This is a genomic window from Bradyrhizobium acaciae (assembly GCF_020889785.1).
GTDB lineage: Bacteria > Pseudomonadota > Alphaproteobacteria > Rhizobiales > Xanthobacteraceae > Bradyrhizobium > Bradyrhizobium acaciae.
Genome location: NZ_JACMYK010000044.1, coordinates 37,084 through 50,311 on the forward strand (window position 1 = coordinate 37,084; position 13,228 = coordinate 50,311).

Here is a 13,228-nt window from a genome sequence, read left to right on the forward strand (position 1 = left end):
CTTCGCGAGCCCGGAATGACGATCGTAAGACGTGATCGTGCTATGATCGCTGCTGCATCAACCGACCCATCGGGACACGCCATGGCCACCGTGAAGCTGCTTTCCGACGACGAGCTCTCAGCCGAGGCACGCGCCGTCTTCGACGACATCCGCGCGACGCGAAAATCGGATTTCATCAACAATTTCTGGCGCGCGCTCGCGCATGATCCGAAAACCCTGCGGCGAACCTGGGAGAGCATCAAGGAGGTGATGGCGCCGGGTGCGCTCGATCCGAAAGTCAAGGAAATGCTCTATGTTGCGGTCTCCGTGGCCCATGGCTGCAGCTACTGCATCCACTCGCACACCGCGGCCGCCCGCGCCAAAGGCATGACCGACGCCGAGTATCAGGAAATGCTGGCGATCGTCGGCATGGCCGCCGAAACCAACCGGCTGGTCACCGGGCTCGGCGTGCCGGTGGACGAGGCGTTCCTCGTCGATGCACCGGCAGGACGACGGCAAGAGCCGTGACGTTGTTGCAGCCCCTCGCGACGTTGCGCAGCACGGGAACGATCAGGCCGCCGCCGCCGCGCTCCCGATCACAACGCGGGGAGCCCTCTTTCTCGAGCAAGGGACATGGCGTAATTTGCCGTGAGCTGTTCTTTGAGACGGGACGGGCCGACGTCGCCGTCTGACAGAACGGGCAGCGGTCAGGCCATCGGCAGGCATCTCAGTCTGAAACCAGCGCCTGCCTTATGTGGCGCTCCTTCAACTTCAACGTGAAGCAAGTTCGCCTGCCGCGCACGCGGCAGACAAGGGAATGCACAACCCTTGGAGGACGACATGGCAACATTCATATTGAGGATCGACTGGACCGACCAGGGAATTCGTAACGTCAAGGAAGCTCCCAAGCGCAGCCGAGCGGCGAGAGAACTCGCCCAGAAGCTCGGTATCGAAATCAAGGAGGTCTATCTCACCTCCGGCGAGCATGACATTCTTCTCCTCGCCGAAGCGCCCCTCGGCGACAACATTACAAAACTCGCGCTTGCCCTCAGCTCGATGGGAAACATTCGAACCTGCACCTCGCGGGCGTGGCCCGAAGCCGAGTGGACCAAGCTGATATCCGAGCTCCCGTAGCGGCTTCGGATATCCCGATGGATCTCTGCGCGGTCTGACCGGCGGGTGCCGCCGCAACCTTGGCACCCGGCGATCAGCCCCGGGGACCGCGCGTGTGCGCAGGAACAGCCGCTCCTGGTCGCGTGAACGACTGAAGACGCGAAACGCACGAGGACGACGGCGCATGTCATTGCCAGCGGGGCAGATGCGTCACTTGTCCAGCCAGACATCCTCGAAGCGCAGATTGTTGTACTGGCTGTTGTCGTGCGGATGGAAGTTCTTCACGTAGGGCTGCCAGCAATTGCCGGCCGATGAGTGCAGGATGACCGGACGTGCGGCATCGTCGACCAGGAGCCGCTCGATGTCGAACACGATCTTGCGACGCGTGTCCTTGTCGACCTCGCGCGACTGTGCCGCGAGCAATTTGTCGACCTCGGCATTGCAATACTGGGTGTAGTTGCGCTCCGAGTTGCAGGAATAGTTCTCGACCAGATTGCCGTCGGGATCGTCGACGCTGACGCCGGTGACGTTGAGGCCGATCGTGTAGTCCTTGCGCTGCAGCCGCGAGTACCAGCGCGGCGTATCCAGGATATCGAGTTCGGCGACGATGTAGATCTTCTTGAGCTGGTCGGCGAGGATCACGGCCGGATCGCGATAGGTCGGCAGATTGCGGGTCTGGATCTTGATCGACAGCGGCTTGGCGTCGCTGTAACCGAGCTTCTGCATGATCGCCTGCGCGTCGGCGAGGTTCTTCCCGGTGTCGGGACCGTAGCCCATCAGCGTCGACAGCACGTCGTCCGGCATGCCCCACTCGCCTTCGGGCCTGGCCTGCATCGCGCCGCCGAGCCGCCCGGTGCCCTCGAACAGGATCGAGTTGAAGGCCTTGCGATCGAGCGCCAGCGACATCGCCTTGCGGATATCGGGATTGTCGAACGGCGGATTGACGCGGTTGACCAGCAGATTGATCTGCAGATTGGTCGACGTCATCTCGCAGATCGCGCTCGGCGACCGCGCCTTGACATCCTTCATCAAGGGAATGCTGACATCGGACGGAAAGGTGATGTCGTAGTCGCCGGTCGCGAACGCCAGCATGCGCGTGGCACGGCTGTCGATCGAGCGCACCGCGATCTCGTCGAGATACGGCCGGTCCTTCTTGAAGTAATCGGGGTTGCGGACGAGACGGATCGAATCGCCGCGCCGGAACTCGACGAACTTGAACGGGCCGGTGCCGATGGGCTTGGTGCGCATGACCTGCTGCGTCACGTGGCAGGGATAGACCACCGAGAAGGCACTGGCGAGCAGCGCCAGCAGGCCGGGCTGCGGCTCGGTCAGCTCGAAGGTCGCTTCATCGTCGCCATTGACGCTGACATCCCTGAGCTTCGAGTACCAAACCTTGCGCGGATTGCGCTTGAAGTCCTGGGTTTTGGAGTCTTGGGTCTCGCCCTTGCCGATCAGCATCCGCCAGGTGCACTGCACGTCCCTGGCCGTGAACGGCTGGCCGTCATGCCATTTCACGCCATGGCGCAGCTTGAAGGTGAGCTTTGTGTTGGTCGGGTCCCACGACCAGCTCTCGGCGAGATCGGGGATCACGGTGTCGATGCTTTCGTGCACCTTGGCCGGATCGAACACCACGAGGTTGTTGAAGACGGCGGCGAACGGCATCACCGAAGCGATGGTGGATTCCTCGAGCAACGAGGTCGAGGGCGGATTGTCGTTGTGATAGAGCCGCAGCGTGCCGCCCTTCTTCTGCGCCGATGCCGGGCTCGCGGCCATCGCCGCGACACCTAGTGCCATGATGCATGCGGCCAGTTTGAACGACATTCTCGCCTCCCGGAATTCTTTTGTTGTCGGTTGCAGCCAGTCGAGCACAAGGCCCGGTGCCTCGCAATGACAGGGGGTGCGGATCATTGCCGGCTGCGCACAACGCAGAGCAAGGCCAACGCCCCGCAATTCCGATCAGCCGTCGGCGGGAACAAACGCCGACAGGCCGTCTCCGCGATCGGCCTCTGCCCTTTCTGACCAGCCACCGCATGTCCCGTCACGGGGAATTAGGGTTGGATGCGACCTCGAAATTGGCTACACGTTCAGCGCCGATAAACTCGGATCGTTGGGGACTGGAAATGACCTATTGCTGCGGAATTCTGGTGCGAGACGGTCTCGTCATGATCGCCGATACGCGCACCAATGCCGGTCTCGACAACGTCTCGACCTTCCGCAAGCTGCACATCTTCTCGACACCCGGCGAGCGCATCATGGCGATCGCCAGCGCCGGCAATCTGGCGATCAGCCAGTCGGTGCTGTCGACCCTGACCGAGGGCATGGAAAATCCGGACACGGGCGAGCTCGAGACGCTGATGAACGCCCCGACCATGTTCCAGGCGGCCCAGCGGATCGGCCGCGCCATCCGCTCGGTGCACGCCACCGAGGGCGACGCGCTGCGCTCCGAGGATATCTCATTCGACGTCTCGTTCCTGTTCGGCGGCCAGATCAAGGGGTCGCGGATGCGCCTGTTCATGGTCTACACTGCCGGCAATTTCATCGAATGCACCACTGACACACCGTATTTGCAGATCGGCGAGCACAAATACGGCAAGCCCGTGCTCGATCGCGCCATGCACTACGACGTCGAGCTCTACGAGGCGCTCAAAACGGGACTGATCTCGATGGATTCGACGATGCGCTCCAATCTCGGCGTCGGGCTGCCGATCGACGTGCTGGTGGTGCGCACCGACGCCTGCGAGGCCGATCTCAACCACCGCATCGAGGCCGGCGAGCCCTACTTCCACGACCTGCGCTCGCGCTGGTCGGCGGCGCTGCGCGCGGCGCATCAGAACATTCCACGGCCACCCTACAAGAACGAAACCGAAGCAAAAACAAAGTAAGAGGAAACTCGGAGATGACTGAGGCAACCAGCAAGATCGCACTTGTGACGGGCGCCGGCACCGGCGTCGGGCGCGCCGCGTCGCTCGCTTTGATGGACAAGGGCTACACCGTGGTGCTGGTCGGGCGCCGCCTGGAGATGCTGGAGGAGACCGCCAAGCTCGGCCCCGCCGGCAAGAGCCTGTGCGTCACCGCCGACATGGCCAACCCGGCCGCGATCGCCGCGCTGTTCGACAAGGTGAAGGCGACCTACGGCCGGCTCGACGTTCTCTTCAACAATGCCGGCATGGGCGCGCCGCCGGTGAATTTCGAGGACCTGCCGCTCGAGCAGTGGCAGGCCGTCGTCAACACCAACCTCACCGCGCCGTTCCTGTGCACCCAGCACGCCTTCCGCATCATGAAGGACCAGACGCCGCGCGCGGCCGCATCATCAACAACGGCTCGATCTCGGCGCATGCACCGCGGCCGTTCTCGGCGGCCTACACCTCGACCAAGCACGCCATCACCGGCCTGACCAAGGCCTCCAATCTCGACGGCCGCATGTACGACATCGCGGTCGGGCAGGTCGATATCGGCAATGCCGCGACCCCGATGACCGACCGCATGGTCAACGGCCCGGGCGTCCTGCAACCGGACGGCACCACCAAGCACGAGCCGCGCATGGACGCGAAGGCGGTCGGCGACGCCGTGGCCTACATGGCCGGCCTGCCGCTCGACGCCAACGTGTTGTTCATGACCGTCATGGCGACCAAGATGCCGTTCGTGGGCCGAGGCTGATCTTCCCTTTTTCGCTTGCGGCAGAGCTTCACGAGGGCATGGCCGGAATTGTCCCGGCCATGCCCTCGCAGGGGCGTACGGTCAAAATATCGAAAACAACCCCATGCAAAGTAGCCCGCGGCTGCCGGCGCCCCGACACGGCGGCTTGACACGTCGGGCAACTCAGCAGTATTTTTCCATTATTCCGAAATCGTGCGCGAGGGAAGAAGGTCAGCGCGAGCCTTCACGACGACGGTGAGAGCCGAACTCGCGGAGAGTCCCCCTCACCCGCCGCTTCGCGTCGACCTCTCCCCGCAAGCGGGGCGAGGTAAGAAGCCCTACTCCAGCTTCTCCACGTCGCGCAGCGTCGGAAACAGCTTCATCCAGAGCAGCGCCACCGCAACCGTCGCGACGCCACCGAGCACGGCCGACGGCACGGCGCCGAGCAGCGCCGCGGTGACGCCGCTTTCGAACTGGCCGAGCTGGTTCGACGCGTTGATGAACAGGAAATTCACCGCGCCGACGCGGCCGCGCATCTCGTCGGGGGTGGCGAGTTGCACCAGCGAGAAGCGGATCACGACACTGATCGTGTCGGCGGCGCCGAGCACCGCGAGCGCCAGCGCCGACAGCCACATCCAGTGCGACAGCGCGAACACCACGGTGGCGACGCCGAACACGATCACCGCCTGGAACATCCGCATGCCGACGCGGCGATTGATGGTGTGCCGCGCCAGCACCATCGTCATCAAGAGTGCGCCGACGGCGGGCGCAGCGCGCAGGACGCCGAGGCCGAGCGGACCGGTCATCAGGATGTCTCGCGCATAGATCGGCAGCAGCGCGGTGACGCCGCCGAACAGCACCGCGAACAGATCGAGCGAGATGGTGCCGAGGATCGCCGGATTGCTGCGCACGAAGGTGACGCCGGCAAACAGATCGTCCGACACCTCCCCGTTCTTCGCCGCCGCCTGCTGCAGCCGGCCGATGCCGCCGGTCAGCAGCGCACCGAACAGCCAGAACACCATCATCACGGCATAGGGCGCGCTCGGCATCATCGCATAGGCGAAGCCACCGAGCGCGGGACCGGTGATGGTCGCGACCTGCGCCGCGCCGCTCGAGATCGCGGTGGCCCGCTGCAGCGAGCCCTGCGGCGCGATCAGCGGCAGCAGCGCCGCGGTTGCCGGGCTTTCGAATGCACCGGCGATCCCGAGCACGAAGGTCGCTGCGAAGATCTGGATTTCGGAGATGGTGCCGGCAAACGTGCTTCCGGCGAGAAACAATGCGGTCAGCGCCTCCGCGACCTGGCAGGCCTGCACCACGCGCTTGCGCTCGAAGCGGTCGGCAGCGTGACCCGCGACGAACACCAAGAGCGCCGTCGGCAGGAACTGCACCAGTCCGACCATGCCGAGGTCGAATGCGCTGCCGGTCAGATCATAGATCTGCCAGCCGATCGCCACCGCGCCGATCTGGCTGGAGAAGCGCGACAGGCTGCGCGACGACAGAAAAAACAGGAACGGTCTGTGGCCGAGCAGATCGCGGGCGCCGGCCGATGTGACGGAGGACATGGATGATGGCGTGACCGAGCACCTGCAACTTGTCAATGGCGGGAAAGAGAACGCGCAACAGCATTGCGCTGCGCGAGGCCCCTGCCCATAATCGCACGAGGGTTCTTGGGGGCGTGATGCTGCAGTTGCAATCGGCGTTTGGCGTGGTGGCGTTGCTCGTGATCGCCTGGGCGTTGAGCGAGAATCACCTGAAGGTGTCGCTGCGGCAGGCGGCGATCGGGCTCATCGTCACGATCATCACCGCGCTGGTGCTGATCAAGGTGCCGCTGGTGACGCAGGCGTTCGGCGCGATCAACGATGCCGTCGGCACCATCGCCGCCGCGACGCGCGCCGGCACCGCCTTCGTGTTCGGTTATGTCGGCGGCGGCCCGGCGCCGTTCGATCCCAAGGCGCCGGGCTCGGATTTCATCCTCGCTTTCCAGGCGCTGCCGATCGTGCTGGTCATGAGCGTGCTGACGACGCTGCTGTTCTATTGGCGCGTGCTGCCGCCCGTCGTGCGCGGCATGGCCTGGATCCTGGAGCGCACGCTCGGCGTCGGCGGCGCGGTCGGGCTCTCGACCGCGGCCAACATCTTCCTCGGCATGGTGGAAGCTCCGCTGTTCATCCGCCCCTATCTGGCGCAGCTCACCCGCAGCGAATTGTTTCTGGTGATGACCGGCGGCATGGCCGGGATCGCCGGCACCGTGCTGGTGCTCTATGCCACGCTGCTGGCGCCGCTGATCCCCGATGCGGCCGCGCATTTCGTTATCGCCTCGGTGCTCGGCGCGCCGGCCGCCATTCTGGTCAGCCTGATCATGGTGCCGGAGACAACAGACAAGCGCACCGGCGGATCGCTCGACGATCCGGACGTGCAGGTGTCGTCGACGATGGACGCCATCGTGAAGGGCACCACCGCGGGGCTCGAGCTCCTGATGAACATCATCGCGATGCTGCTCGTGCTGGTCGCGCTGGTCTATCTCGGCAACAAGATCATCGGCCTGCTGCCGGAGATCGGCGGCGCGAAGATTTCGCTGCAACGGTTGCTCGGCTACGTGATGGCGCCGGTGTGCTGGCTGATGGGCCTGCCGTGGCCGCAGGCGATCACGGCGGGAAGTCTGATGGGCACCAAGACCGTGCTGAACGAGCTGATCGCCTATGTCGATTTGTCGAAGCTCGGCCCCGACGCACTCGATCCGCGCTCGCGCCTGATCATGCTGTACGCGATGTGCGGTTTCGCCAACTTCGCGAGCCTCGGCATCATGATCGGCGGCCTCGGCATCATGGCGCCCGAGCGGCGCGACGAGATCAATGCGCTCGGGCTGAAGTCGGTCGTCTCGGGCACGCTGACGACATGCCTGATGGGCGCAATCGTGGGGGCGATGACGTCGCCGTAGCCCGAAGGCGCCGTAGCCCGGATTTCGCTTCGCTCAATCCGGGGTACGAAACCGACGTGCCTGCGAGGTACCGTGGGTTCGAATCCCACCCCTTCCGCCAGTCAAGGCAAAAACCTCAATATTTTCAGTATTTGGCAGTTTCCATTCACCAACGGCGACTAACCATTTACATCCTATACAGAACAAACCAAGAACACTATATTGCAGATGGAACCACGGCGTGGAGGAAGGTGTATGCTGGCAACGAATCTACTCGAAGCTGTGCAAGGAAATATACCTTTGACCAACAACAAATTTTTCGATGAACAACTTGATCAGTCCGACACGAAAGCGCGGATCATCCAAAAGTATTTCTATGCGTGGGCGAAGGTGATCACGCCTACTGCTAAACAAATGGTCGACAACAAGATTGCTTATATCGACCTGTACGCAGGACCCGGGCGTTACAAGGATGGAGCCGCATCTACACCTTTGTTGATACTAGAGCATGCCATCGATGATCCTAACCTGAGTGCAATGCTTGTCACTCTGTTCAACGATAGCGATCCGAACCATAGTTCCAGTTTACAAAAGGAAATCGACGCGCTGCCCGGTATTGAAAAACTGAAATTCAAACCCACCGTCCAATGTAACGCAGTCGGTGAAGACGCAGAAAAGTTCTTCGCCGAAACAAGTCTCATCCCGTCGTTCACCTTCGTCGATCCTTGGGGATACAAGGGTCTGTCGCTTAAAATCGTGAACGGAGTTATCAAGGATTGGGGCTGCGACTGTGTTTTCTTCTTCAATTATGGTCGCATCAATGCCGGGCTTTCGAACGACCTCGTAAAAAAACATATGGACGCGCTATTTGGGACTGAGCGTGTCGATGATCTACGCAAGAGGCTGGATGGCAAAACGCCAGAGCAGCGTGTGGGGCTGATCCTCGAAGAGTTATCGCAAGCTATCAAAGATATGGGCGGAAAATTTGTTCTTCCGTTCCGCTTCAAACGCGGTGCGCGGATTTCACATTGCTTAATTTTCGTCTCGAAGGCCTTCAAAGGCTATGAGATCATGAAAGGGATCATGGCAAGCGAAAGTTCAACCGATGATCAAGGCGTCGCGTCCTTTACATATTCGCCAGCCGACGCTTCAACGCCCCTACTATTTTCGCTGTTGCAACCGTTCGACAAGCTACTAGCGGATTTGCCCGCGGTGTTTGCAGGCGAGACTTTAACGATGCGCCAGATTTACGAAAATCACTCCGTTGATACTCCGTACACCGACAAGAATTACAAAGAGGCTCTCAGACAACTGGAGGCAGCAGGAGTAATCACAGCTGATCCGCCGGCATCGCAGCGACCCAAGCGAAAAGGCATCGCTACTTTCGCCGAACACGTCAAAGTAACGTTTAAATAGGAATTTCACGATGGCCACCAATTCACCAATCGAATGGACTGAGGCGACTTGGAATCCTGTTGGCGGTTGCACGATCTTATCACCGGGTTGTACGAACTGCTATGCTATGCGACTTGCTCGTCGATTAGAGGCGATGGGACAGAAAAAGTACGCGGGGACGACTCGCGTCACGGGTGGCAGAGCGAAGTGGAATGGCAAAATCGTTCTAGACGATGCCGCCTTAAAGATACCGCTGAAGTGGAAAACCCCAAAAATTATCTTCGTCAATTCGATGTCGGACTTGTTCCACGAGAACGTGCCGCTGGAATTCATCGGCAAGGTTTTTGATGTGATGCAACGTGCTCGACACCACACGTTTCAAATTTTGACCAAACGTGCAGAACGGCTCGCTAGCGTTGCGAACCGGCTCCCTTGGCCGAATAACGTTTGGATGGGAGTAAGCGTCGAAAACGACGAATATACCGATCGAATTGACCATCTGCGTTCGACACCGGCATTCATTAAGTTCTTGAGCCTCGAACCGTTGCTTGGTCCACTTGAGAACCTTGATCTTGAGGGCATCGACTGGGCTATTGCGGGCGGCGAAAGCGGTCCCGCTGCGCGGCCGATGGACCCTGATTGGGTACGATCTATTCGGGATCAATGCGTAGACGCGGGCGTTGCCTTCCACTTTAAGCAGTGGGGTGGAGTGCAAAAGAAGCAAACCGGTCGGGTGTTGGACGGGCGAACGTGGGATCAACTTCCGACTGCGAAGGCCTCCGCGATTTTGGCTTAAGCTGAGTTTTCACGCCAAACGGTCAGTAGTGCTGGTGAGCGGTGAAAATTGTCGAACAGTTTCAACGCAGATCGCGGATGATGTTTCCGCCTATCTAAGCGAGAAACCCGCTATGCCCGTCCCTTGCTCTATCGAGCCGAGGAACGAATGTATTGTGTGATCGTGTTAGCGACCGGAATGACCCAGTGCATGAGAGGCCTGCACGAACGCGCCAACTCGGATGATCCGACCATGGTGATCGAGCGGCTCTACACGGACTGTGCGAACAAGCTCGGAGACCGGAACGCCTGCGAGCGAGAGCGGCAGCGCCAACTTAGGGCGGCCCCACAATGAACTACGCGTGACGGCTTGTCGCGTCTCAGTAATCCTCTAGACGGCGCTGCGGCGGCCCGCTGCCGTGCTACATCTCAGCCCGGGTACGTTTGCATGGGACGGCCGCCAAGGCTTTCTCCACGCCGCTAATGTCGAATTCGAAAAATAGGTTGGGCGATCTCGCGGGTTCTAATTGAACGCGAAGACGTTTTTTGCCGGGAAACTCTTCTGGCTGCATCCACAGAGACATTCCACGCCCATTCGCGTCAACCTGCATGTAGCGAGGCGTCGGCTCATCGTTATCGAGGCGATAGGTCAAGCCCATCCGCCCGAGCGTGAACACAGCGTCAGTTTCGATCGAAACGATGAGCCCTCCAACTACCTTATCTCGCAAGCAACTCACTCGAATTGTTGCAGACACGGCGTGATCCGGCGCTTTCGCCGCCACTGTCGCAGTCTTGATAGTGCTATCAGTCATGCGATCGTTGAACGAACTGATTTTCCATTCCGCATGGCATGGGGTGATTAGACTCATCACGACGACAATTGCTTTAAACTTCATACTATCTACCCACAATCCTGCGTTTTGCTCAGCGATAGTTCCGCTTGCTGAGTTGACGGTTTGCTTGCGCGACATTTGCGACAAAGCCGCGCTGTTGATCGTTGATCGCCTTCTTGAGTTCTTGAATATCGCGTTTGCTGACATCGAACGCGATGTTGAAATGATTGACTTGGCTAATCGAACCACTGTTGTCATTGGCGCCGTACATTTGGACGCCAAACGAACCGTTCGGCCCGCGCTTCAACGGCAAGATGCCTTCCGGCCCAGCTTCGCCCATCAATCGCGCGCCTGATGCAAACTTGAACAGCGTCGGCGACGATACGATTTGACCGGAATAAGCGCTGAGGCTTGGCGAGTTGTAGACACCACCCGCTACGTTCTTCACTGGCGATACCCCGAACAAGCTCCCGATGCCACCGGCGATTGCGAATCGTGCCCTTTCCGGAAGGGCTAGGCATCTCCGCATCTTCCCGGAAGCGTCGATCTCCGCGTCATTCCGGGGCGCGCGCAGCGCGAGCCCGGAATCTATTGTGCCGCGGGTTATGCCGATAGATGGATTCCGGGCTCGATGCTTCGCATCGCCCCGGAATGACGGCGGAGGGTGGTGAACCCTACGCCTTCAACTCCACCGTCTTGAACTCGGCCGGCAGGATCACTTCCAGCAGCTCGACGTCGTCGGAATAGTCCAGGATCATGTGCCGGATGCGCGGCGGCTGGGTCCAGGCGCTGCCTTGCTGCATCAGCGTCTCGCCCTCGCCTTCCATGTAGGTCTTCACCCAGCCCTTGAGCACGTAGACCATCTGAAAGTCGACGTCGTGGAAGTGCAGCTTCGACACTTCATCGGGATTGCACGGTCCCTGCAGCCGGATGACATGCGCCTGCGCGAGGCCGTGCGAGGCGGCGGCGATGCCGAGGTCGCGATATTTGGCGTAGGCCCGCAGGCCGTCGGCCTTGAAATCCTCTTCGCGGTGATGGCTGATCGCGATGCGCTGCTTCGGCGGCGCCTTGGCGGCAGCCTTGGTTGCAGTCTTGGCTGCTGCTTTCGGCGCGCTCTTCTTCGCGGCCGAGACGCGGCCCTTGGACTTGATGGTCTTGCGCGCAGAGGATTTCGCGGTGGATTTCCTGGTGCCGGCGCCGAGCCCGGTCCACTTCTTCCTCACCGCGGTCTTGGCTGCGGATCTTGATGCCGTCTTCTTGGCCATTGTTCGCCTCCCGTCTTTTTCTGGCGGGCGAAGGCTAACACAAGTCACGCATCCAGGGTGGGCAAAGGCGCGGGCCGCGCCTGCCCCCTTTGCCGATCAATGCAACCGGAACACGCCGTCGACGGCGCGCAGCTCGGCCGGCTTGACCAGCTTGGAATGCGCCACCGTCACCGAGAACAGCGGGCCCTCGAGCTTCTGCTGCCAGAAAGCGAGGAAATCCTGCAGCGCCGGAAATTTCGGAAACAGGTCGTAGTTCTGCCAGACATAGGTCTGCAGCAACGAGGGGTGATCCGGCATCCGATAGAGGATCTGCGCCGTCGTCAGCCCGTACCCCAGCAACTGCTTCCGGAAATCGTCGGAAACAACCCCACCAACTCGCGAGACCATGCCAACCTCCTGTGACGGAGCGCATTCACATGGTGGCCGACCTTCCCCGCCGGACCACCGGCAATGGATGCGCTCACATGAGAGAAATGTGACGCACGCGACTAACCCATCTCAAGCCTAAATGTTTAATAGGTTGTTGAAATTTCTTGCGTTGGCAGCAGCTTACCGCATCTGCTAATAGCCCCGGCACGGCCTGCGGCGCGGCATTAAGGATGCCGAAATGATCTCGGCGTCCTTCTGGCAGCTGTCATTCGCGAGTGCCAATTTTTCTGCTACAGGCTCTTGCCCGCCGCCAAGGCTTGGCCTATCTCCTGCCCAACCAGTCTGGCACTCGCTAGGCTGGACTGCTAACACTCCAAAAATCTACAGCATCCGCAAATATTTAGGAGGACTGCATGAAATTCCGTCCGCTTCACGACCGCGTCGTGGTCAAGCGCATCGACGCCGAAGAGAAGACCGCTGGCGGCATCATCATTCCGGACAGTGCCAAGGAAAAGCCCTCGCAGGGCGAAGTCATCGCCGTTGGCCCCGGTGGCCGCGATGAGACTGGCAAGCTGACCCCCATCGACGTCAAGGTCGGCGACCGTGTCCTGTTCGGCAAGTGGTCGGGCACCGAGGTCAAGATCGATGGCGAAGACCTGCTGATCATGAAGGAAAGCGACATCATGGGCGTGCTCGACGTCCCCGCTTCCAAGAAGAAGGCGGCCTAAGCGCCTCTTTCCCTCCCAGGTAAACCTCTCAAGGAAAAACTCAGATGGCAGCTAAAGAAGTCAAATTCTCCGTCGAGGCGCGCGACAAGATGCTGCGCGGCGTCGACGTTCTCGCCAACGCGGTCAAGGTCACCCTCGGTCCGAAGGGCCGCAACGTGGTGCTCGAGAAGTCGTTCGGCGCTCCCCGCATCACCAAGGACGGCGTCACCGTCGCCAAGGAGA

General features: G+C 60.8%; 14 protein-coding genes and 1 pseudogene. 9 read left to right on the forward strand and 6 right to left on the reverse strand.

What is annotated here, in order from left to right:
• Positions 1-81: 81 nt before the first annotated feature.
• Together H8A92_RS18755 and H8A92_RS18760 are read left to right on the forward strand one after the other, a co-directional pair.
• Positions 82-507: a carboxymuconolactone decarboxylase family protein gene (locus tag H8A92_RS18755; protein WP_229197136.1), complete on the forward strand. Its 426-nt coding sequence runs from the start codon at positions 82-84 to the stop codon at positions 505-507.
• A 312-nt stretch (positions 508-819) separates the two neighbouring features.
• On the forward strand, positions 820-1,113 hold the full coding sequence (locus H8A92_RS18760; RefSeq protein ID WP_229197137.1) for a GYD domain-containing protein: 294 nt from the start codon (positions 820-822) through the stop codon (positions 1,111-1,113).
• A gap of 189 nt (positions 1,114-1,302) precedes the next feature.
• Here H8A92_RS18760 and H8A92_RS18765 read toward each other — a convergent pair whose 3' ends face one another.
• Positions 1,303-2,913: an ABC transporter substrate-binding protein gene (locus tag H8A92_RS18765; protein WP_229197138.1), complete on the reverse strand. Its 1,611-nt coding sequence runs from the start codon at positions 2,911-2,913 to the stop codon at positions 1,303-1,305.
• Positions 2,914-3,212: 299 nt separating this feature from the next.
• Here H8A92_RS18765 and H8A92_RS18770 point away from each other — a divergent pair, with 299 nt between their 5' ends.
• Together H8A92_RS18770 and H8A92_RS18775 are read left to right on the forward strand one after the other, a co-directional pair.
• On the forward strand, positions 3,213-3,974 hold the full coding sequence (locus tag H8A92_RS18770; RefSeq protein ID WP_229197139.1) for a proteasome-type protease: 762 nt from the start codon (positions 3,213-3,215) through the stop codon (positions 3,972-3,974).
• Between the two features lie 14 nt (positions 3,975-3,988).
• Positions 3,989-4,749: pseudogene (locus tag H8A92_RS18775) on the forward strand (SDR family oxidoreductase).
• A gap of 317 nt (positions 4,750-5,066) precedes the next feature.
• Here the strand turns inward: H8A92_RS18775 and H8A92_RS18780 are convergent.
• Entirely contained in the window at positions 5,067-6,290 is a 1,224-nt protein-coding gene (locus H8A92_RS18780) for an MFS transporter (RefSeq protein WP_229197140.1), read from the reverse strand.
• A gap of 116 nt (positions 6,291-6,406) precedes the next feature.
• Here H8A92_RS18780 and H8A92_RS18785 point away from each other — a divergent pair, with 116 nt between their 5' ends.
• From H8A92_RS18785 to H8A92_RS18795, 3 genes are all read left to right on the forward strand, one after another.
• The gene (locus tag H8A92_RS18785; RefSeq protein ID WP_229197141.1) at positions 6,407-7,663 is read left to right on the forward strand and encodes a NupC/NupG family nucleoside CNT transporter; all 1,257 of its coding nucleotides are present in this window, start codon (positions 6,407-6,409) and stop codon (positions 7,661-7,663) included.
• 234 nt (positions 7,664-7,897) lie between these two features.
• Entirely contained in the window at positions 7,898-9,058 is a 1,161-nt protein-coding gene (locus tag H8A92_RS18790; protein ID WP_229197142.1) for a three-Cys-motif partner protein TcmP, read from the forward strand.
• 10 nt (positions 9,059-9,068) lie between these two features.
• Entirely contained in the window at positions 9,069-9,833 is a 765-nt protein-coding gene (locus H8A92_RS18795; protein WP_229197143.1) for a DUF5131 family protein, read from the forward strand.
• 400 nt (positions 9,834-10,233) lie between these two features.
• Here H8A92_RS18795 and H8A92_RS18800 read toward each other — a convergent pair whose 3' ends face one another.
• From H8A92_RS18800 to H8A92_RS18815, 4 genes are all read right to left on the reverse strand, one after another.
• Positions 10,234-10,782, reverse strand: a complete 549-nt coding sequence (locus H8A92_RS18800; RefSeq protein WP_229197144.1) for a hypothetical protein — start codon at positions 10,780-10,782, stop codon at positions 10,234-10,236.
• Positions 10,736-11,092 (reverse strand): phage tail tape measure protein, encoded by a 357-nt coding sequence (locus H8A92_RS18805; protein ID WP_229197145.1) that lies wholly within the window; start codon positions 11,090-11,092, stop codon positions 10,736-10,738. The genes H8A92_RS18800 and H8A92_RS18805 overlap by 47 nt, the downstream gene beginning before the upstream one ends.
• 226 nt (positions 11,093-11,318) lie before the next feature.
• Entirely contained in the window at positions 11,319-11,909 is a 591-nt protein-coding gene (locus tag H8A92_RS18810) for a cupin domain-containing protein (RefSeq protein ID WP_229197146.1), read from the reverse strand.
• Positions 11,910-12,005: 96 nt separating this feature from the next.
• A complete protein-coding gene (locus H8A92_RS18815) occupies positions 12,006-12,296 on the reverse strand; it encodes an usg protein (RefSeq protein WP_074127572.1) in 291 nt (96 codons plus the stop codon).
• Positions 12,297-12,691: 395 nt separating this feature from the next.
• Here H8A92_RS18815 and groES point away from each other — a divergent pair, with 395 nt between their 5' ends.
• A complete protein-coding gene (gene groES, locus H8A92_RS18820; protein WP_229197147.1) occupies positions 12,692-13,006 on the forward strand; it encodes a co-chaperone GroES in 315 nt (104 codons plus the stop codon).
• A 44-nt stretch (positions 13,007-13,050) separates the two neighbouring features.
• Positions 13,051-13,228, forward strand: a 178-nt coding sequence (locus H8A92_RS18825) for a TCP-1/cpn60 chaperonin family protein (RefSeq protein WP_274613403.1), incomplete at its 3' end; no start/stop codon positions are given.